28 protein-coding genes and 1 tRNA gene are annotated in these 18021 nt (G+C 41.1%); 3 read left to right on the forward strand and 26 right to left on the reverse strand.

All coding sequences use genetic code 11. The features are described from left to right. Positions 1-13: 13 nt before the first annotated feature. The 23 genes from PSF31_RS07325 to PSF31_RS07440 all read right to left on the reverse strand — a co-directional run bounded on the left by PSF31_RS07325 (position 14) and on the right by PSF31_RS07440 (position 13483). On the reverse strand, positions 14-352 hold the full coding sequence (locus tag PSF31_RS07325; RefSeq protein WP_272683185.1) for a hypothetical protein: 339 nt from the start codon (positions 350-352) through the stop codon (positions 14-16). Continuing rightward, positions 352-525 carry a hypothetical protein gene (locus tag PSF31_RS07330; RefSeq protein ID WP_004255410.1) on the reverse strand — a complete coding sequence of 58 codons (174 nt, stop codon included), beginning with the start codon at positions 523-525 and terminating at the stop codon, positions 352-354. Before PSF31_RS07330 ends, PSF31_RS07325 begins: the two co-directional genes overlap by 1 nt. A 181-nt stretch (positions 526-706) precedes the next feature. Next, positions 707-1216 carry a hypothetical protein gene (locus PSF31_RS07335; RefSeq protein ID WP_004906510.1) on the reverse strand — a complete coding sequence of 170 codons (510 nt, stop codon included), beginning with the start codon at positions 1214-1216 and terminating at the stop codon, positions 707-709. An 86-nt stretch (positions 1217-1302) separates the two neighbouring features. Continuing rightward, positions 1303-1899 (reverse strand): hypothetical protein, encoded by a 597-nt coding sequence (locus tag PSF31_RS07340; RefSeq protein ID WP_272683186.1) that lies wholly within the window; start codon positions 1897-1899, stop codon positions 1303-1305. A 76-nt stretch (positions 1900-1975) separates the two neighbouring features. Continuing rightward, entirely contained in the window at positions 1976-2428 is a 453-nt protein-coding gene (locus PSF31_RS07345) for a ProQ/FinO family protein (protein WP_272683187.1), read from the reverse strand. A gap of 408 nt (positions 2429-2836) precedes the next feature. Further along, complete coding sequence (locus PSF31_RS07350; protein ID WP_272683188.1) at positions 2837-5572, reverse strand: TOPRIM and DUF927 domain-containing protein; 2736 nt, start codon at positions 5570-5572, stop codon at positions 2837-2839. Further along, complete coding sequence (locus tag PSF31_RS07355; RefSeq protein ID WP_137021871.1) at positions 5559-5933, reverse strand: hypothetical protein; 375 nt, start codon at positions 5931-5933, stop codon at positions 5559-5561. The genes PSF31_RS07350 and PSF31_RS07355 overlap by 14 nt, the downstream gene beginning before the upstream one ends. 58 nt (positions 5934-5991) lie before the next feature. Next, the gene (locus PSF31_RS07360; protein WP_267722133.1) at positions 5992-6606 is read right to left on the reverse strand and encodes a hypothetical protein; all 615 of its coding nucleotides are present in this window, start codon (positions 6604-6606) and stop codon (positions 5992-5994) included. After that, entirely contained in the window at positions 6606-6800 is a 195-nt protein-coding gene (locus tag PSF31_RS07365) for a hypothetical protein (protein WP_267722131.1), read from the reverse strand. Before PSF31_RS07365 ends, PSF31_RS07360 begins: the two co-directional genes overlap by 1 nt. Further along, positions 6800-6973: a hypothetical protein gene (locus PSF31_RS07370; RefSeq protein WP_004255426.1), complete on the reverse strand. Its 174-nt coding sequence runs from the start codon at positions 6971-6973 to the stop codon at positions 6800-6802. Before PSF31_RS07370 ends, PSF31_RS07365 begins: the two co-directional genes overlap by 1 nt. After that, positions 6970-7554, reverse strand: coding sequence for an ORF6N domain-containing protein (locus PSF31_RS07375; RefSeq protein WP_181488334.1), 585 nt, complete (start codon positions 7552-7554; stop codon positions 6970-6972). Before PSF31_RS07375 ends, PSF31_RS07370 begins: the two co-directional genes overlap by 4 nt. Continuing rightward, positions 7551-7760, reverse strand: coding sequence for a hypothetical protein (locus tag PSF31_RS07380; RefSeq protein ID WP_105880952.1), 210 nt, complete (start codon positions 7758-7760; stop codon positions 7551-7553). The genes PSF31_RS07375 and PSF31_RS07380 overlap by 4 nt, the downstream gene beginning before the upstream one ends. Beyond that, on the reverse strand, positions 7757-7936 hold the full coding sequence (locus PSF31_RS07385; RefSeq protein WP_004255431.1) for a hypothetical protein: 180 nt from the start codon (positions 7934-7936) through the stop codon (positions 7757-7759). The genes PSF31_RS07380 and PSF31_RS07385 overlap by 4 nt, the downstream gene beginning before the upstream one ends. Then, positions 7933-8094 carry a hypothetical protein gene (locus PSF31_RS07390; RefSeq protein ID WP_004255433.1) on the reverse strand — a complete coding sequence of 54 codons (162 nt, stop codon included), beginning with the start codon at positions 8092-8094 and terminating at the stop codon, positions 7933-7935. The genes PSF31_RS07385 and PSF31_RS07390 overlap by 4 nt, the downstream gene beginning before the upstream one ends. Then, a complete protein-coding gene (locus PSF31_RS07395) occupies positions 8091-8285 on the reverse strand; it encodes a hypothetical protein (protein WP_195698535.1) in 195 nt (64 codons plus the stop codon). The genes PSF31_RS07390 and PSF31_RS07395 overlap by 4 nt, the downstream gene beginning before the upstream one ends. A 2-nt stretch (positions 8286-8287) precedes the next feature. Continuing rightward, positions 8288-8461 carry a DUF4222 domain-containing protein gene (locus PSF31_RS07400; RefSeq protein ID WP_137019081.1) on the reverse strand — a complete coding sequence of 58 codons (174 nt, stop codon included), beginning with the start codon at positions 8459-8461 and terminating at the stop codon, positions 8288-8290. Then, complete coding sequence (locus PSF31_RS21095) at positions 8454-9632, reverse strand: host cell division inhibitor Icd-like protein (protein WP_442959848.1); 1179 nt, start codon at positions 9630-9632, stop codon at positions 8454-8456. Before PSF31_RS21095 ends, PSF31_RS07400 begins: the two co-directional genes overlap by 8 nt. After that, on the reverse strand, positions 9632-10228 hold the full coding sequence (locus tag PSF31_RS07415; RefSeq protein WP_210844484.1) for a BRO-N domain-containing protein: 597 nt from the start codon (positions 10226-10228) through the stop codon (positions 9632-9634). Before PSF31_RS07415 ends, PSF31_RS21095 begins: the two co-directional genes overlap by 1 nt. A gap of 12 nt (positions 10229-10240) precedes the next feature. Continuing rightward, positions 10241-10636: a hypothetical protein gene (locus tag PSF31_RS07420; protein ID WP_210844483.1), complete on the reverse strand. Its 396-nt coding sequence runs from the start codon at positions 10634-10636 to the stop codon at positions 10241-10243. After that, positions 10636-10854, reverse strand: a complete 219-nt coding sequence (locus PSF31_RS07425) for a helix-turn-helix transcriptional regulator (RefSeq protein ID WP_210844482.1) — start codon at positions 10852-10854, stop codon at positions 10636-10638. The genes PSF31_RS07420 and PSF31_RS07425 overlap by 1 nt, the downstream gene beginning before the upstream one ends. Positions 10855-11062: 208 nt before the next feature. Then, positions 11063-11809: a hypothetical protein gene (locus PSF31_RS07430; protein ID WP_210844481.1), complete on the reverse strand. Its 747-nt coding sequence runs from the start codon at positions 11807-11809 to the stop codon at positions 11063-11065. A gap of 210 nt (positions 11810-12019) precedes the next feature. Next, positions 12020-13231, reverse strand: a complete 1212-nt coding sequence (locus tag PSF31_RS07435) for a tyrosine-type recombinase/integrase (RefSeq protein WP_008915269.1) — start codon at positions 13229-13231, stop codon at positions 12020-12022. A 164-nt stretch (positions 13232-13395) separates the two neighbouring features. Further along, a tRNA-Ser gene (locus PSF31_RS07440) sits at positions 13396-13483 on the reverse strand. A gap of 182 nt (positions 13484-13665) precedes the next feature. Between PSF31_RS07440 and PSF31_RS07445 the strand changes: the two genes are divergently transcribed. Then, positions 13666-13995: a TusE/DsrC/DsvC family sulfur relay protein gene (locus PSF31_RS07445; protein WP_004256090.1), complete on the forward strand. Its 330-nt coding sequence runs from the start codon at positions 13666-13668 to the stop codon at positions 13993-13995. A gap of 7 nt (positions 13996-14002) precedes the next feature. On the opposite strand, the gene PSF31_RS07450 is transcribed toward PSF31_RS07445, so the two are convergent. Further along, complete coding sequence (locus tag PSF31_RS07450) at positions 14003-14281, reverse strand: acylphosphatase (RefSeq protein WP_004256093.1); 279 nt, start codon at positions 14279-14281, stop codon at positions 14003-14005. 220 nt (positions 14282-14501) lie between these two features. Between PSF31_RS07450 and hspQ the strand changes: the two genes are divergently transcribed. After that, positions 14502-14822 carry a heat shock protein HspQ gene (gene hspQ, locus PSF31_RS07455; RefSeq protein WP_004256095.1) on the forward strand — a complete coding sequence of 107 codons (321 nt, stop codon included), beginning with the start codon at positions 14502-14504 and terminating at the stop codon, positions 14820-14822. A gap of 83 nt (positions 14823-14905) precedes the next feature. Here the strand turns inward: hspQ and PSF31_RS07460 are convergent, their stop codons facing one another. Next, positions 14906-15319 (reverse strand): CoA-binding protein, encoded by a 414-nt coding sequence (locus PSF31_RS07460; RefSeq protein ID WP_096864214.1) that lies wholly within the window; start codon positions 15317-15319, stop codon positions 14906-14908. 114 nt (positions 15320-15433) lie between these two features. Between PSF31_RS07460 and PSF31_RS07465 the strand changes: the two genes are divergently transcribed. Next, entirely contained in the window at positions 15434-15892 is a 459-nt protein-coding gene (locus PSF31_RS07465; protein WP_004256102.1) for a methylglyoxal synthase, read from the forward strand. Between the two features lie 56 nt (positions 15893-15948). On the opposite strand, the gene helD is transcribed toward PSF31_RS07465, so the two are convergent. Next, positions 15949-18000 (reverse strand): DNA helicase IV, encoded by a 2052-nt coding sequence (gene helD / locus PSF31_RS07470; RefSeq protein WP_094960709.1) that lies wholly within the window; start codon positions 17998-18000, stop codon positions 15949-15951. Positions 18001-18021 lie beyond the last annotated feature (21 nt).

The raw sequence follows: 18021 nt of genomic DNA on the forward strand, positions 1-18021 counted from the left end.
AATGACCTCTCTTTTAATGTTTCGCTGATAACCCGCTGACATTACCGTCACGTAATGCAAAGCGTGTCATTTCGCCAATCACATAAATACACTGATCTGTGATGGAATACGGCTTAGTGAATACATTCAAATACGGGCACAATAAATCATATGCCTTGCTCTCAACGTCGAACGATTCACCGCGAGACTTAACAATTGATACCGCATTATCAAATAGCCCTGCCGCCAGCAATTCAGGGATCACCTCGCCTGTAATGCCGTTATAAGTCACTAATGTTGTTCCCGTTTCCGCTTTTAGCCCATCAACATAAATCTGAGCTATGGTGCTTGCTAACTGCTGTAACTTTTCCATTAGAACCCCTCACGCTGTAAGGCATCACTTAATAGCCCTTGAATCAATTGGCTAATAGGCGCTCGTTGAATGAAAACATCTTTTTCACCCTGTTTTTCTTTAAATTTTTTAACGCGATCTACTATGTCGCTTTCAATTGACACTGCCTTGAAGGTTCTTTTTTGCTTATCCATGATTATTTACCCACCCTGTAGTTATATACACTACAATTATAATCCAGAGCAAAAAATAAACAACAATATATTGCTATAAATAATCGAAAGTATAGAAATATTTTCTACTTATCTTGGTTTTGATGGTATTAAGACAACAAAAAAACCGACTCAAGGTCGGCTTTTGTTTTTTAGGTGGGTTCTAGTTTAGAGGTTTTGCATAGTTGGTTAGAATAGCTAATTTACCATCTTTATCTCTAATACCAACTGAAACTAACACTTTGTACCCTTCTTTGTCGTATTCAGCCTTTATCTTGCTACACCCTATTTTATTTAGGCAAGCAATAAAGTTTGATTCATCCTCAATTTTAATTATTTTATTTGTTGGATCACCATACGCTACATTCACCTCATCAACCGCATTGTTAAATTTCTTCATTACTTCTTGTTGGCTTGTTTCACCCAATGCCTCTGAGCGTAATACTTGAACCAACCCTAGTTTTTTATTAAATATTAAAACCGTTGATCCTGTAACTCCGCTTGGAGTATTGGTTACCTCACACACAGGGAACTTACATCCTTCACCATCTAAGTTTAACTTTTGGATATCCTCCACCGACTGCCCCCACTTAAAGCCGTAGGGTGCTGGTGGACTGTTATCACATCCCGATAGAAACAAAGCCAATAAAGCCGTTATCATGATTTTTTTCATTTGGTGATCCTTTTAGTTGATAAGGCCAATTATACATAACCGCCTAGGCTTATGCTTTGGCGGCATTTTTCATAATAATTAAATATCTATTTTGTTTTAAATAAAGATAGAACATTGCCAAGTAGAGATGAAAAAAATCCGAACCCTAATGGCCATGTGGCTATTGAAGAATTAGCAGCACTTAAAGAACCCGATGATAAACTCATGTCTTTCATCTTTTCTCTCAACTCACTCATATCGCTAATATCATTTTCTTTCATAATATTATCAAAATCATTCATTGCCATGTTGTAGGCTTTTCGTTTAATTCCAGCATTAACTGGTAATTTATATCTCAATTCTCTTTCAGCTATATGTGGGTATACTTTATCTCCAAACTCAGCTAAAAGTGTCCCTCCAACTTGAGCGCCTCTCTCTATCTTACATGTAATAAATAGTGTTGTTATGACAGCGACAATTTCACACAAAGTCTCTTTGTCTTGTTTATTCGATGAGTTAATAGCTAAAAAAATCTCTTCACTTTCACTTCGTTTACTTATCTTGCCTAAGTTAACTTGAAGAAAATCCATAACACTTTTCCCATTTTCCTCAAACTTACCTCTTAATACCTCATCGTTTGCTAAGTTTGTGATTATTCGTTCAAACAACTTTAACCCCAACGCACCAAAAGCTATATCAACCATATAAACTCCATTTATGTAATTTCAATCTATTAGATGCATACTGACATGAGTGTAACTTAATTCAAATTTCAACCTATTATTTATTGTTCCATTCCGCCAGCTTTTGTTCTGCTATGGCTTGCTGTTCTGGTGTGATTTCTCCGTTAGGTTGCCCGTACATATCAAACCGATTGCCACCCAGAGTAAGAGCTTTCAAATATGCCTTGCGGCTGATGTATGACCGTAATCCCTGTTTAATGTGGCTCTCTGGGATATCCAGCCCTTTATCTGTAGCCTCAGCAATCATAGCTTCCTTGATGCCAATCATTAGCGGCTTGGCATCTGGCTCACTGAATAGCGTCCAATGCTTCGCTATACGGTCGATGCGGTGTTGTTTCTTCTTCGCGTGAACATCTGCCTTATTTTTCTTCTTCGGTTGCTGTTGGGCTTCCTGTGGCGTTTTAGCCTGTGTGTTTTTTGGTGTGTTCGTCGCTGGTAGATTTGTTACATCATTGTTATTTTTTCTTAATGATAAAGTCACTCGGGTCATGATTTCTTTTTCCTCAAAAAAACTTTTCTATTAAATACGCGATCAGGTGTTGGTTCAGTCGGTTCAGTTGGTTCAATTTGTAAAGATGATTGTTTTTAAAGTGTTTATTTGAAAATACTGAACCAACATACCCATGATTTGAACCGACATTTTCCATGTATGAACCAACATCGAATTTAAAAATGCCATCCAGTGGAAAAACTCTTTAATTCTGTGTGTTGGTTCAAAATGCCACTTTGTCGGTTCAAAACAGCCTCTTGTTGGTTCAGTGTTGGTTCAATAAATGCTATTTTTTCCTTATAAATCAATAAAACTTATCTACTGAACCAACTGAACCGACACTAAAACGATAAAATCACGCACATGAAAAAAACATTATGGGATTTTCATCCCTCCGCTAGTTGTTGCTCAACTGTTATCTTCTTCTGTGCTCTCTGGAGCGAACTGCAAAACGTAAACATTAAATTGCCGTCCGTCTATGCGTGGGCTTTTTCGTTGATAACCTCTCCCACTGGTGGGTGGTGTTAACATGCCAGCCATTTTTAACGCCTCAGCAAATTGTTTGTAGTTAAACCCTGCCGCGATTTCTTTCTCAAAGGCGGACGGGAAGGTATAAAAGATTATCGGGTCATCCTCATTACTGCCTTTCTTCCTATATCCTGCAAGGTCTCTAATAGGTAGATCCCTAACATCATAAGGAATTGGGGCAAATCGGCTTAATCCGTGAGCATTCAAAAACGCCTCAGCTTGTTCTTTGATTTGCTCATACTCTTTGTTTCCCGTGCCGAACTCTGCGACCCATACGTTAAATATTGCTTGAACTACATCCCTACAATCTTGTTCACTCCACCCCGTAATCACACGGCCCATAATCAAAGCGGCTTCAATCGTGGCGAATCGGTCGCTCGCTCGGTGTACCTGTTCCCCGTAGCTACTTGGAATTAACTTATTCCAGCGTTGCTGGGCGGCTCTGTAGGCTTCTTTAGCTTCGTCTTTATGATTCGATAGATACTCAATCCAATAACGTCCTGCTGCCCCATAGCTATCACGACAATTCACCTTGATTAAATCTGCGTGGGCTTTCCCTGTTTCACATTCGTGTAGTTCGGTGGCGCGTTCAATGGGGATATTCAGTAATCGCACTAATTGCCCTGCGTTCACTTTCACACCTGAATTTAATAAAAAGGTCTCAATGTCCTTTTCCCCTGTACTGATAGCCACCGTCCGCCAGCTTTGAACCTGCCTATTGCCACCATCTTTCGCACCTTGTATCTTGCCTTTGCCATTAAACAGCGTGTAAGCCGATTTATAGACGTGTTTAGGGTCTGCTCCTTGTCCGACTTCATCCAAATACAAAAGCCCGTCATTGTGCGCTACAGCCTCGTTAGTCATACCGTATTCAGTGCCATACCACGTTAAACGCTGTAAATCGGGATCACCGTATAAACTCACGGCCATATCTGCGGTGGTGCTTTTCCCTGCTGTCGATTGGGCGTAAATGTGAATACCAAAGCTGTCCGCCCCTGTGATACTCGTCATCGGTGCGGCTAATGCTGCGCCAATTGCAAACATCATAAAACTGTTACCGTTAGCCAATCGCGCAACATCATTCCGCCAGCTTTCTACCGTTCCGCTTGTCTGGTAGGCGGTAGCGGCTGCGCTTTGCCCGTTAAAAAATATCGGTTGCTCGGGTGTACCAATAATTGAGCCGTCAGGCATGATATACGCGCCTTTATGCCAGCCTGATTTATTGGTGATACTCCAATTCTCTTTGAATTTCTGGCGCAAGAGCCAATCAGATAAAGACTGTCTTAGCCCTGATTTAGTTGTCACAATTAGCCCTGCATTTTTAAGCGTTTTCCAGCCCTCACGCTCACCAATATCCCCCATCGGAACGGCTTGAACGTTGTTATTACCCCATTCGAAAATCAAATACTTTTGATTCAGGTCATTAACGCCTTTCGTGATACGTTTTATAGCGTTAGATAACCATTGCTCATGATTGATGATTTCCCCTGTTTCTTTGTCCGCTTTAGGTGTAACCAGAAATACACCATCGTCGCGTGATTCAATGCGTATTTTCATGGGGTCGCTTGGTTTTACTGTTTCGGTAACGCTTTCCTTTGCCGTTACAGTCAATGTAATCTCACTCATTGCCTCGTCTCCTTGTGGCTGATATATTCCCTCGCTGAAAGCAGAGGCAGTAGCTTCCCTCTCTCTGGATTGCAGGTAATCGTTCCAATCTCCCTGACAAGGCGGAATTGAAACATAGCCGCTAACTTCTCTCGCTGCGACTTCTGCTTTCACCTTGCCCGTATTGACCTCATTTTTACTGTCATTATCTCCAGCAATAATAATTTGGCTCTCTGGGTACTTCGCCCGCATCACCTTAGCCACATGAGTTAAGTTATTCGCATCAATTGCCGCTACTGTGTGCGCTTCTGGTTGGATTAACTGGCACGTCATGGCGGTTGCTAATCCCTCAGCGATAATTACCGTAGAAACATTTACAGGTTCATTGATAGGGTAATAGCTGCCATTCTTCGCGCTATCGAGTAATAGCCTTTTCTCGCCATTGGGTTTAATGGTCTGCGCGGCTGTAATTGTGCCGTCAGTGTCTATCAATGGAATAATTAGCGAACCATCAGTTAATAGGGTCACGGTGGTACCCTCAAAGCCTTTCGCTTTCAGGTATTCAGATTCGCCCTGTTTAGCATTGGCAATAGTGCGGCTGTATCGCTCCGTAAAGCGTTTATGCTTCTCTATCTGCTCGTTAACTTGGTTCTGGGCTTGCTGGGCTTTCAATGCGTCCTGTTGCGCTTTTACCTCATGGCTACGGTAAGCTGGTGGATTGTCTGAACGGGTATCAATACCAATCATGCCAGCCACCTCATAAGCGGCTTCTGTCACGCTACCGCCCAGAACACGCTGAACCAAGTCCAACCCATCACCAGAACCGCACTGGTTACAAATAAACGTGCCGTTGCCGTCTTTATCGTCAAATCTAAAACGGTCTTTACCACCACAAGCAGGACAAGCCGTGTGCGTATTTAGGGGCACTTCTGCCCCAAGGTTAGATAATATGTTTTGCCATTGTCCGTTAGCTTTCAGCTTCACCTCACGGATAACATCAATTGGTTTCATCCTCTTCGCCTCCTGCAGGTTCAGCCATTTCATGCGACACACTTAAAATCGATTGATATAACGCCTCGCCTTCCAGAGTAAGACGCCCACAATCTACCGCTTTGGTTAAGGCTTCCAGTGCGGCCGTTTCGTATTCTTCAAACTGGTCTATTAACGGCTCAATAAAACAAACCTCAGTTAAGAAACAAAGGTACTCAATCGGTGAAATTTGTTGCTTGTTAGTACGGCCTTGGCATGTTTCCGTGTAGGTGTAACATTCCTCAAAGTCATTCGGGCGGCTTTTAAATACAGCAAAGGCAAAGGCTTTCAGCGCATCATCAAGCGAGTTCGCTTTGGTTTTGAATGGGATAATATTGCTCATTGAAATGCTCCTTTGTTCGCCAGTAAATGGTTTAAATTGTTAATCATGATCCCCCCTATCAGTGAAACACTGGCATAGTGCCAACTTCACTAGAACGAGCGATTTTCATAAGGCCATCATGCAAGATGGTTAGCCCCTTTCGCCCTTTTTCAGAGAGACGATTTCCCACTTCTGGCTGCATATTGATAAAGTCCATGTAAGCCCTGATAACTAACTGCCGCCCCATTTCCTGCCCGTATTGTTCACAAACAAAGTCCTCCATATGCGTAGTTAACAACGCACGTTCGCCCGATGGATAAACCGATATCCCCGAACCGTTATCGCTGTAATACAGCGTGGCAATGTCTTTGCCGCCTAGCTCATTGTCGAGTTCAATAACGCCATGTTTATCTCTTAACTCTTGAACAAATGACGCTGCTACTACCCAACGGCATAAAATCAACGTTTGCTCTAATGTTGGGTTAAACAAGCGTTCTCGTTCACCTTTTGAGATTGCCAATACAAGCTCAAACCCCATGAGCAAATCCGTGTCAAAATCACCAGCATCAAGGGATTTAAGCGCATCGTCGTAGCTAATTACCTTGTTAAGCTGACCATTCTCACGATAAACAACCAATACACCTGTGGCACCATAGCCAAAACTGGCAACGTTACGTTTGATAAATAAGCTCATTATTTGCTCCCTGCCGTTTCGTTCATTTCATCCCTAATCGAATAAACAACAATCAACACCGCCCAGATCATGTTTCTGGTTTCGCCACACTCTTCAGCTTCCAGCCACGTAGAAAGTAAAGTAATTAGCATTAATACTTTTGCTTTGTGCGGCTCTAGTAACCTTTCCACTTCGCGTTTCTGTTCCTGATTCATCACTTCACCTCACGCACATAGTTAATTCGGATATCGGTTAAACCGTCACGTTGCGCTTCTCGCATCACTTGCGATTGTGCGTCTTTCTGGGTGGCTGATATCACACGTTTGCTAATACCTAGCGTTAAGCCTTTCGGTGTTGTGCCATATCCTGCGATTTGAAACGTTCTCATGAGCGATAATCCCCCATATCCTGAATGTGTAGCTGTGAGGCTTGTTCAATGGCCATTACCATTGGTTTAAGTGCTTTCTTCTCCTTGCGACGTAGGTTCATGGCATAACTTCCGCGCCTACCGTGACCTTGATAAGAGTCAGCCTCTAAGCGGCTAATCAAGTTCTGAGCCTCACCAATTGGCATGGCTTCAAGTTCCGCCAGCGTGGGTATTTGAATGTGTTTAATTTCGGGAAACTCAGACAAACGAAAGTAGCTGTTAACCATTGAGCGTTGGACCTGCCACGACAAATCATCAGTAAATGGCTTGGCAACCATCAAATAACCTGATTCAGTGATAAGCATTAGCTCTTTTGCTTTTCCGCCTATTTCTAGTTCGGGCAACTCGGTACGTATTACGTACTTAGTGAGCAAAAAGTAATCCACCCCATCAATGAAGTGTTTTTTATGCGTGTTAAATGTGCGCTTTGCTGTACCTTTCGGGCGTTGGTGTACCTCGTCAATCATGGCAAAGGTCACAACTCGCTTACCTTGATACATAAATGGGCTTAAGCTGGTGGCATTGATAGTGACCTGTCTCATTTCATCACCTCCGCTAACCTAGTGATTTCTTTCTGCTGAGCACACACAAGGCGGTTAACTGCTCTCAGAAGAAAATGCGTATCGGTATCAGCTTCATTCTCTACAGCGGTTAACAGTGGGATTAGTAACGCTTGGAGTTCTTCGTTAATATGTTCGACTTCTTCTAAGGTAGATAAGTGACCAACTTTTAATTTAACTGTTTTCATTTGGTCGCCTCCTCGAGGGATTCGCATATTTCTGCGTTGAAGTCATACGCAATAGAAACGAGGTCGATTAACTCACGCGAACAATCGCTACTCACTTGCTCCAAGATAACGGCAAGCAATGAATTATTTTGCTGCGCTTTGTATGCGGCTCTGTCTAATGGAATAGGCTTGCTCATGCTTCCCCCTCAGATACGGCTTCTTCTGCTGTCTTGCTGATAATTTCAATTAGCTGAATTTTGAGTTCTGCTTCATCACGTTGGTTCGATAAAGACAAAGCGGCTTCTGCTAGGCGTTGGATTTTGTTCAATGCGTCAGATAGGCGTGAAATACTCATGCTTTCGCCTCCTGTGCCACAATTTCCTCTTGAAGAAATACACAAACATCACCTGATAACTTCGCCATAAGAGAAGCCAAAGTGGATATTTCACTGTCTTGTAACTGGTGCGGGTGTGATTCAATGAGCAGGTTAATTAACTCAATCTGATGCGCCTTTTCAGCGGCTTGATGAATATTGATATCTGCCATGATTAAGCCCTCCCTGCATAGGTGTATTCGTTGCTGAACTGGCTTAATGGAACAATGACAGGACTATCAAAGCCGTCTCGCTGAAAGGTCACACGGTTGAATTGAACCGATAGAACTCTGACGGTTTCGCCATTATTTTTGTGAGTGTAGAAATCATTAGGTTGAGGGTTACGCATGATGTTTACCTCCAATAGCAGGTAAGCGACCAGCGAATATCAGCATGTAATCACGTACAAGCATCAGTCTTGCACTGTTTTCGTTCGGTGCTGTAACAGCAATGCGGCAAGGTTTAGCGGTGTAATCGCTACGGTTTAACGCGAGGAATAACCATCTGTACGATTGGTTAGGGGTGAGACTAGTCCGCCCTATGACGGGTGTGTTATATTTACTCATAGTTACCTCGATAGCTTCGTTATCGGTGGTGATTAGATGCCCCGTTAGTGTTCCACCACTGCGGGGCATTGTTTTTATATAGCACTTACCTTTATACTGGTTCGCACCATATACATATAAACTATCATAGTGGTTCGAACCAATGCAAGATGAAAAAGACAAAAAACCATACGACCGTGCAAACAGCACAAGAAGAACAATCCGATTTGATGATGATTTGCTCAAACAAATAGACTCAGTTATTGGTAATGAGCCATTTAGTTCATGGGTTAAGACAGCCTGTCGTAACGAGCTGGAAAGATTAGGTGTTAAGCCTAAAAACTGATATTTGCCATACCAGAGAAGTAAGCTAGTATTAATATTCTCACTTGCTCGGTATTTAATATCGACGTTTCCAAGGGTAGCCGATTGGCTGCCCTTTTTTATGGACTCCAAAAACTCAATTCGTTCCTTTTTTATGGACTGACAAAACTCAATTTTCCCATTTTTTGAGATGAACGAATTCAAATAGCGGGATTTCCCGACGTTAGAAAGGTGAGAAAAATCACCTTTAGCAAATGGTGTAAATTCTCCACGTTTTGAGATATCCGAATTTGGATAGTGCAAAATATCAGCGGATTTATAACCTGAGAAATATTCCCCAGATTTATTTCCCGTAAATTTGGGTGATTGATTGGCGTAAATTTTCGCTAATACATCGGCTAAAGTTTTAGCTGATTGCTGAGCCAAAATATTGGCCGAGTAACCAGACGAAAATTTGTCTGATTGACTATAACTTGAAGTTAGATTCAAGATGGATAAAAGGGCGTCCACTTTAACCGACTCCCCACCTGCCAGTAGGGAATCATTCACTTGGTAGGCAATATTCACCCAATCGGGTGTTAATTGATTAGTATTTGAACTTTGATTCCCCCGATTTGGGGTATCAAACATTGTTGAGTTAATAGCCGCCATTAGTGGATTTCTCCATCAAGAAAATCAGGCTGGTATTTCTTCCACAATTCGCGTTCTTCACGCTGTAAATCAGCTTTCTTTTGCTTGCAGGATTGCAGGTCACGGCCGTGCTGTGAGGCTGTAATTTGGTATTGTTGCTGACGCTTGGTAAAGTTATTTAACGCTGAGAATGGCACACCATACGCGCCAGTTTTACGAATAGATGGGATAACGTCACGGAATACCCAATTAGTGAAACGATGTGCGAATGTGCCTTTAGTGGTTGCCTTGCGGCTACGGGCAATTAGTTTATAGAATCCAGACTCCGCTATAACCTGTCTGTTAGGGTTTCCCTGAATACCATAGTTTAAAGCTATAGTATTTTTTTCGTCCAAATCTAATGATTTTAAAGCATCACTTGAGTTTAATATTTCCAATGCGTCACAAACATCTTTAGCAACGAACCACGGATCATTATTAATTTTAACTATCCGTACCTCTATTCCCTCAAATCGAATAACGGAAATATCATCTGAATTAATATTTAAAATAGTCTCGTCGCTGAATTTAGGGTGAGCGAATCCACCAGCATTTAAGCTGTTATTTTTCAGTTTCATTTTCTTATTCCGTTATTTTGTCGGGTAGAGGCTTAAAATATTATTTACGTATGCTTTATCCAGTGTTTGGTAATTACCCTGTTCAGCGCGTTCATTAATTAAATTGATAACCTTCTGCGCATCCTGAGCCGTCTTAAAGCGGTAACGGTAATGTGACCCAATACCATCAGGATTAGGTTCACCAATGCGCTCTAGTTCAATATTTAATAAACGTTCTAATTCATTCGGATAATTACGGCCTGACGATAAGCGACAATGAATTAATATTTCATTCTCGGTAAATCCATTAATACCTGTACCTAACATATATAAACGGGCACGGTGTTTTTTCGGTGGGTTCTTTGGTAGAATAGATGACGCAACGTTATTCTGAGAAGCCACCTGTGACGGGTGGTTTTTCTTTTCCATTAAGCCACCTCACCAGCGCGTGATTCAGCAATCTTATTAGCGATCCATTCATCGACTTCCGACTCAACGAAAGCAATAGAACGAGTACCGATTTTTACTGATTTAGGGAATTGACCTGTTTCAATGAGGCGATAAATCCACGCTTTGCCATAGCCAGTACGACGCATGACTTCTGGTAAGCGAATGAGATTTTCTTTAAAGGTTGTTACTGTTGGCATGTAGCCCCCTGTTATCTGATTAATAGTACGCCTAGATAGACGTCCTTAGATTCAGGGGCTATTGAATCAAATAATCAACACGCTGTATGGAAGTGAACACAAAATAGTAGGAAGTGAAAAAATAGTCCTTAGAAATAGGAAAAGCCATTTATGATTAATTTGTATACAGTTTGGAAGTCTCGTATTTATATTTGGAAGTATCCTTATTCTATAGGCTAAATCCATCATCTGGTTCGTTTTCATCTAGCGCTTGATTAATCAAATTAGTAAGTGATTTTGTACTTATTGTTGAACCTTTCCCATATTTGTCTATAGCAGCAATGGCACCTTCAGCTATAGCACTTTTGTTCATTTTAGATCCATTCTTATAAGCGGCTCCTTTTTTATCGGTTAAAGCTAAGCATAAGCCAGCTATGAACATTAAAGCCGTGTCTTTACCAGCAAACTCATTCCACTTTTTCAGTTCTGGTATGTTTTTATCTGTTTCATATTTCTTTTTTAGTTCATCAGCTACTTTTTGGGTCTTCCTTCTCTCATCACTGAGTTGTATCTCTGCTTTATCTTTTATAAATTCTAAACAGCTAGGGAGCGGCACATTTACATCTAATAAAAATACTGCCGCTTCCATAGCTTTAACGCACACCTTATATGATTTCCATTCTCTATCTGAGACTTGTCTCATTATGTCAAATGGAGCAAACGGACAACTGTCGTTACTAAATTCAGATAATACCTGTGTAGCCTCACGCTTTGATAGCTTCACAAAAGAGTCGAGTTCGGTGTAGTAATATAAATTAAATGGCTTATTAAATGGAATTTCTTCATATATTTCTCTATATAAAATAGCCACAACATCAACATCGCTCACGCCTTGCATTTTTGCAATTTCATTAATAAATTCTTCTAAGTAAATTACCTGCTGTTTTTCTCTCTCTATCGCTTTAAAAAAACTCACTCGCCACCTCACGCCCTCATTCTGTAGGAGCTATGCCAGCTAGTAGAGGTGTACTAGTTTTCGGGGATCAGCCTAGGCATAGCTTTATTCTTTATAGTCTATGCAAGTCTACTACAGTCTATAATCACTGTCTATTTGTCCAGTTATGGCTATTTAAGGCACAAAAAACAGACCTTTTATTGTCTGGTTATGTATGTGGTTGCTGGTGGATTAAGCACGTTTAAAGTTGCCGTGTACAACATTATCCCCGTTCTCTAATGCCCCCATGTAATCAGCGTACCATTGAAGCATTTCTCTACGCCCATCAATGTACTGAGCATGGTTATACGTTCCACGGATAGAGTTTTTATCGACATGCGCTAGCTGTGTCTCAATCCATGCAGTGTTATAGCCTTGTTCGTGTAGGATGGTACTCATTGTGTGCCTGAATCCGTGACCTGTGGCTCTACCACTGTAACCCATGCGCCTAATCATCGTATTCAGTGCCATATCTGATATATGTTTTCTATAATCAGTGCGGCTAGGGAATATATATTGATAACTGCCACTGATAGGGTGTATCTGTTTCAACAAATCAATAACCTGCTCTGATAGTGGTACAATATGAGGGCGGCGCATCTTCATTTTTTCAGCCGGTATTTCCCATACTCCAGTATCAAAGTTAATTTCTGACCATTCCGCCTTTCTCAATTCGCCTGGTCGAACTCCAGTTAATATAAGTACCCTTAATGCCACTCTTACAATCTGGCTTCCCATGTACTTATCTATAGAAGAAAGAAACTCTGGTAATTCACTTACTGAAAGGTGGGCGTAGTGCTCACGCTTATGTGGAACAAAGGCACTCGCTAAATCTGGCGCAGGGTTATACTCAGCCCTACCAGTAATAATGGCGTACTTCCACACCTCGCCACAACGTTGACGCACTTTCTTTAGCTTCTCGGTTGCTCCGCGTTTTTCCATAATAGAAAGCACTTCAAGTAATTCCATTGGTTTGATTTCAGCAATTGGGCGATTGCCTATATAAGGAAAGACGTCTTTCTCAAATGCGTCCATCATGTCATCACGATAACCAACAGACCAGCGATCCTTTCTTCCCTCATACCATTCAAGGGCAATGTTTTTAAAGGTGTTTACGCTGTCAATCTTGGAGGCTTGCTTCTGTTCTTTGCGTTGTTGGTTTGGGTCAATTCCATCCGCCAGCAATCTCTTTGCATCATCACGCTTTCTTCTGGCATCAGCTAGTGTAACGGTTGGATAAATTCCAATAGCTAAAAGTTTCTCTTTACCATCGATTCGGTATTTTAACCGCCAATACTTTCCGCCATTAGTTTTAACCAATAGATACAGTCCACCACCATCAGATAGTTTGTAGTCTTTTTCTTTAGGCTTACTGGAATCAATTTGTTTAACTGTTAGCTTCATTTGGGGGTACTCAAATCATGGGGTATAAATGTACCCCCATATGTACCACCTAAAGGGGGTAGTTTTCAATAGGCGTTAGTAGACGTTGGAATAATGGGATTTAGTTAGAATGCTTGATTTACTTGGGATTGGAAGACTTTGGAAGACGTTACTAGAAGTGAAGATGGCGGAGGAGGAGAGATTCGAACTCTCGGATGGTTTCCCATCGGCGGTTTTCAAGACCGCTGCCTTCAGCCGCTCGGCCACCCCTCCGCAATGACGTGCACTATAAACATCCTCTCATTGGATGTAAACCCCTAATTTGATCATTCGCTTTAAAAATATACGCTTTTCATACTGTTGGGTGAAAATATCGACATTCTAACGACTTTACTTGGGTTATACCTCGATTTTTGCTAAATTTACGTTCTAATTTTATTTGAGTTGAAAAGAGTATGTTGGTTTTTAATAATCAAGAGATAGAAACAGACGCGCAAGGTTACCTGCTTGATAGCCAACAATGGAGCGAAGAATTAATTCCTTTGCTAGCGCAGCAAGAAGATATTGAAATTACCAATGAACACCTAGAGATTATCCGTTTCGTCAGGAACTTCTATTTGGAATTTAATACCTCACCTGCTATTCGCATGTTGGTTAAAGCAGTTTCTCAACAATTTGGCGAAGAAAAAGGCAATAGCCGCTATCTATACCGGCTATTTCCAAAAGGGCCAGCTAAGCAAGCCACTAAACTTGCTGGCCTGCCAAAACCGGTGAAATGTATTTAATTTTTCACTAATAGCGGACACTAAAGTCCGCTATTGGCTCGGTCTTCCAGTTTTCTGTGAAAAAATGGTCTACTTTTGCTCCCGGTGGTCCCCCAGCTTTTAGCCACTCATCAACAAATTCAATATCTTGCTCTGTTCCGTAAACGGCTAGCTTAACACTGCCATCATCTCGGTTACACACAAAACCTTTTATGCCGTTCTGATTAGCCCAATGATAGGTTTGGTAACGAAACCCAACCCCTTGAACACGACCATAAATATAAAAATATCGACCTGATGCAGTCATGTGAGCCTCCGTTGTCAGAGCATAATGTATTGATACCTTCTTTTTAACAGTTGTTTTTTATTCATTGAACAGATAATCTGCTAAATGAGGCACTGCTTTTCATAGTTGCGTATAAAGACAGTGTATTGCGTTATTAATAATTGTCCATATATTAGCTTGAAAACGCGTAGCACTGCCCATATATAGTTTGAAGTATAAGCAAGGCTTTTAGGAGGTCGCTATGATGATCACCAGTAAATATGGAATCGGGCAACAAGTTAGGCACAAACTTCTCGGCTACTTAGGCGTCGTTGTAGATGTTGACGCTGAGTATTCGCTCGAACAACCACATGATGATGATATTGCCGCTAACAGCACACTACGCGATCTACCTTGGTATCATGTTGTTATGGAAGATGACAATGGGGATGCAGTTCATACATATTTGGCTGAAGCTCAAATTACTTATGAAACCGTAGAAGACCATCCAGAACAACCATCAATGGATGAACTAGCGGAATCCATAAGGTCTCAGTTGCAAGCTCCTCGCCTTCGCAACTAACCTTCAATTATCTATATTGTTATTTATGAACGCAACCGTAAAGCAGCTCACTAGCTGCTTTACTTTTTAACGCTAGAAATACTTTATTTTTCAAGGCCTAAAGCGGGTATTTCTTGTTTCGGACATTTATCCATAACAAACTGCAAACCAGCCTGCAAAGCGATTTGCTGTGCTTCTTCGCTAATCACTCCTTTTTGTAACCACAAAACTTTAGCTTTAATTTCCACGGCTTCTCTGGCCACTCCTACTGCAGCTTCTGCATTACGAAACACATCGACCATATCAATAGGCACAGGTATATCACTAAGCTTTTCGTATACTAGCTGCCCTAACAAGGTTTGACCTGCCAATTTAGGGCTGACAGGAATAACGGTATAGCCTTGATGTAAAAGATATTCCATGACTTCATAACTCGGCCTATTTGCCTTATCACTCGCTCCCACTAAAGCGATTGTCCGGACACGCTTTAAAATTTCAGCAATTTCTTGATCTCTCATCAAAATATCTCCCAAAACCTATAAACTATTCATTAGCATTATGATATATGTTGTATATCTTTGCTCATTCAATTTTTAAAGATGTCTATCTCGCATCTTATTTAAGGGAACATCATGGAATCAACTACCCGTAAAATTACAGCCTCAAAAAATATTGCTTTGGTTGCCCATGACCACTGTAAACCTTCATTATTATCTTGGACTAAGAAAAATAATGAACGGCTTCAAGCTCACAATTTATACGCAACAGGAACTACAGGCAATTTAATCCACCAGCACACTGGGTTGCCTGTTACGAGTATGCTAAGTGGCCCAATGGGGGGAGACCAACAAATAGGCTCAATGATTGCGGAGCAAAAAATTGACCTATTAATTTTCTTCTGGGACCCTCTTAATGCCGTGCCTCATGACCCAGATGTTAAAGCACTACTACGTTTAGCCACCGTTTGGAATATTCCTGTCGCAACCAACTCTGCAACCGCTGATTTTTTAATCACCTCACCCTATTTTGATAATACGATAGACGTCGTTATTCCTGATTACGAAAGCTATTTAACCAAACGAACTAACTAATTCTATCTCTATTAAGCGCCAGAGTATTCTGGCACTTAATAGATCATAATATAGCTTTAAGGTTTCTTTTGTTTTGGAACGCCCAATTGCTTGAGTTCATCGACAAATTCTGACGGTTTTTCTGGGTGATAAAGCAACCAAACTTGCTGCTTAGCCCGTGTTAATGCGACATATAGCAAACGCCTTTCTTCTGCATGGTCAAAATCTTCGGGCTTAGGCAATAATGCTTGCTCAATAACTGATTCGCGCGCAGGAGCAGGGAAACCATCCTTTCCGCTATTCAGACCACAAATTATCACATGATCTGCTTGCTGCCCTTTTGAGGCATGAATAGTCATAAACTGAATATTTAATTTTGGCCAACGAGTTTTGGCTTTATCTAAAATATTAGGTTTTAAATAATGGTAGCGGGCTAGTACTAATATCGTTTCATCATCAAGGACATAACCACTCATTTTATCCAATAAGCGTTCCAAGGCATCTTCATAAAGAAGAATAACAGATTTTTTATTCCCTTTAGTTAAACTATTCAATGGCTTATCTAACTGCATAGGGTTTTGTAAAATAAACTGATTTGCAACCTCACCAATGCGTTGGTTAAAACGATAAGTCGTGTCTAAAGCGCAAAGTTCCCCAATACCAAAGTTATGTTCAAACGATGTCGTTAAGTCTAATTCTGCACCACTAAACCGGTAAATGGCTTGCCAATCATCTCCAACCGCAAATAATGTGGTTTGCTTATTCTGCTGACGTAGTGCTTGCAGTAACTTCGCTCTGAGAGGTGAAATATCTTGAAACTCATCAACTAAAATATGTTTCCATGGGCTAATAAAACGCCCTTTTTCTAAAATATTAATAGCTTGATGAATTAATCCAGAAAAATCAATTGCACCTTCATCTTTCAAAGCGCTTTTCCATACTTTCAATAGCGGCGCCATTAAACGAATACGTTTTTGAAAAAGATCTCTTATTTCTTCCGACGTATTATCAATCATGTCCTTCTGGCTACCGCCATGCATACGCATTAAACTTAGCCAACGGTCTAAACGGGCAGTGACTTTAGTGCTAATTTTTTCGTCTTTCCAGAATTCACCGTCTGGAATTTCCCATTGCAACTCTTCAGAAAGCCATTCTCGCCATCCTTTTGCCTGCGCTTTCTTTGCTGAACATTGTTCTCGCCATTCGTTTAATAACAGTGTTTGTCGTTTTTGAGTGTCTGTTTCTAACTCGCTAATCACTGGCGATTTTTTGCTACCTTCACGAATGATATGTAGAGCAAGCGCATGGAAAGTTTTAGCTTCAATATCTTGTTGTAAACGTAAATGAATACGCTCATTCATTTCATCTGCAGCTTTACGGCCAAAAGCCAACAAAAGAATTTGTTCTGGTTTTGCCAAACCTCGCAAGATTAGCCAACCCGCTCTTGCAACTAGGACTGATGTTTTACCACTTCCAGCCCCCGCCAGTACTAATACATTATCCTCACCATTAATCACAGATAAGGACTGTGAATAATTGAGTGGTGATGTTTCTACTTGCTGGAAAAAATCGTGATAACGAACTAATACAGACTCACACCAGTGATCGTTAATTTGTTTTCGGCATTCTTGACCGCTATTCAGCCAATTCAGACATTCGTGATATTGTGCTGCACAATTTTCATACAATGAAATGCGCGCCAAAGGCATAGGCAGAGACGAAAAGTTTTGTGATATTTTATCTTTTATTTCAGATAGATGACGTAATGTTAGCCACCTGTCTTGTTGTGTCAATTGTTCAATCGAATTAACTAATTCAGTCAATACACTAGCACTGACTTGACTCATTTCAGTGCTCCATTGTTGCCATTTTTCATTCAAATAATGGTAAAAGCGCTGAGTTTGCTTCCATTCAGTACCATGTAAACGAACAACTTGTTCATTCACAATTTCAAATTCTAACTCCCCCCAAACAATCCCTCTCTTACAACGAAGATCGATAAGTTCATTAAATGGGATAAGATATTGGTGGTTTTCACCACTCACTTCAATACCTGCGTTGAGTAAGCGAACCCGATTGTAGGGATGCTGAGCCAGACGCTGTCCAATCTGTGTTGATTTCAGTTCCATACGTCCTGCACCTGAGAAAAT

It is taken from the genome of Providencia sp. PROV156 (genome assembly GCF_028480905.1).
GTDB lineage: Bacteria > Pseudomonadota > Gammaproteobacteria > Enterobacterales > Enterobacteriaceae > Providencia > Providencia hangzhouensis.

Bases quoted from the DNA above. Each gene is read 5' to 3' on its own strand.
- PSF31_RS07460 (WP_096864214.1), bottom strand. From the start codon at position 15,319: ATGAGAGATCAAGAAATTGCTGAAATTTTAAAGCGTGTCCGGACAATC.
- PSF31_RS07350 (WP_272683188.1), bottom strand. From the start codon at position 5,572: ATGAAACCAATTGATGTTATCCGTGAGGTGAAGCTGAAAGCTAACGGA.
- PSF31_RS07380 (WP_105880952.1), bottom strand. From the start codon at position 7,760: ATGAAAACAGTTAAATTAAAAGTTGGTCACTTATCTACCTTAGAAGAA.
- PSF31_RS07465 (WP_004256102.1), top strand. From the start codon at position 15,434: ATGGAATCAACTACCCGTAAAATTACAGCCTCAAAAAATATTGCTTTG.
- PSF31_RS07340 (WP_272683186.1), bottom strand. From the start codon at position 1,899: ATGGTTGATATAGCTTTTGGTGCGTTGGGGTTAAAGTTGTTTGAACGA.
- PSF31_RS07420 (WP_210844483.1), bottom strand. From the start codon at position 10,636: ATGGAAAAGAAAAACCACCCGTCACAGGTGGCTTCTCAGAATAACGTT.
- PSF31_RS07435 (WP_008915269.1), bottom strand. From the start codon at position 13,231: ATGAAGCTAACAGTTAAACAAATTGATTCCAGTAAGCCTAAAGAAAAA.
- PSF31_RS07395 (WP_195698535.1), bottom strand. From the start codon at position 8,285: ATGGCAGATATCAATATTCATCAAGCCGCTGAAAAGGCGCATCAGATT.
- PSF31_RS07450 (WP_004256093.1), bottom strand. From the start codon at position 14,281: ATGACTGCATCAGGTCGATATTTTTATATTTATGGTCGTGTTCAAGGG.
- PSF31_RS07415 (WP_210844484.1), bottom strand. From the start codon at position 10,228: ATGAAACTGAAAAATAACAGCTTAAATGCTGGTGGATTCGCTCACCCT.
- PSF31_RS07360 (WP_267722133.1), bottom strand. From the start codon at position 6,606: ATGAGCTTATTTATCAAACGTAACGTTGCCAGTTTTGGCTATGGTGCC.
- hspQ (WP_004256095.1), top strand. From the start codon at position 14,502: ATGATGATCACCAGTAAATATGGAATCGGGCAACAAGTTAGGCACAAA.
- helD (WP_094960709.1), bottom strand. From the start codon at position 18,000: ATGGAACTGAAATCAACACAGATTGGACAGCGTCTGGCTCAGCATCCC.
- PSF31_RS07385 (WP_004255431.1), bottom strand. From the start codon at position 7,936: ATGAGCAAGCCTATTCCATTAGACAGAGCCGCATACAAAGCGCAGCAA.
- PSF31_RS07325 (WP_272683185.1), bottom strand. From the start codon at position 352: ATGGAAAAGTTACAGCAGTTAGCAAGCACCATAGCTCAGATTTATGTT.
- PSF31_RS07365 (WP_267722131.1), bottom strand. From the start codon at position 6,800: ATGAATCAGGAACAGAAACGCGAAGTGGAAAGGTTACTAGAGCCGCAC.
- PSF31_RS07390 (WP_004255433.1), bottom strand. From the start codon at position 8,094: ATGAGTATTTCACGCCTATCTGACGCATTGAACAAAATCCAACGCCTA.
- PSF31_RS07345 (WP_272683187.1), bottom strand. From the start codon at position 2,428: ATGACCCGAGTGACTTTATCATTAAGAAAAAATAACAATGATGTAACA.
- PSF31_RS07335 (WP_004906510.1), bottom strand. From the start codon at position 1,216: ATGAAAAAAATCATGATAACGGCTTTATTGGCTTTGTTTCTATCGGGA.
- PSF31_RS07330 (WP_004255410.1), bottom strand. From the start codon at position 525: ATGGATAAGCAAAAAAGAACCTTCAAGGCAGTGTCAATTGAAAGCGAC.
- PSF31_RS07425 (WP_210844482.1), bottom strand. From the start codon at position 10,854: ATGCCAACAGTAACAACCTTTAAAGAAAATCTCATTCGCTTACCAGAA.
- PSF31_RS07370 (WP_004255426.1), bottom strand. From the start codon at position 6,973: ATGAGAACGTTTCAAATCGCAGGATATGGCACAACACCGAAAGGCTTA.
- PSF31_RS07445 (WP_004256090.1), top strand. From the start codon at position 13,666: ATGTTGGTTTTTAATAATCAAGAGATAGAAACAGACGCGCAAGGTTAC.
- PSF31_RS07375 (WP_181488334.1), bottom strand. From the start codon at position 7,554: ATGAGACAGGTCACTATCAATGCCACCAGCTTAAGCCCATTTATGTAT.
- PSF31_RS21095 (WP_442959848.1), bottom strand. From the start codon at position 9,632: ATGGCGGCTATTAACTCAACAATGTTTGATACCCCAAATCGGGGGAAT.
- PSF31_RS07355 (WP_137021871.1), bottom strand. From the start codon at position 5,933: ATGAGCAATATTATCCCATTCAAAACCAAAGCGAACTCGCTTGATGAT.
- PSF31_RS07400 (WP_137019081.1), bottom strand. From the start codon at position 8,461: ATGCGTAACCCTCAACCTAATGATTTCTACACTCACAAAAATAATGGC.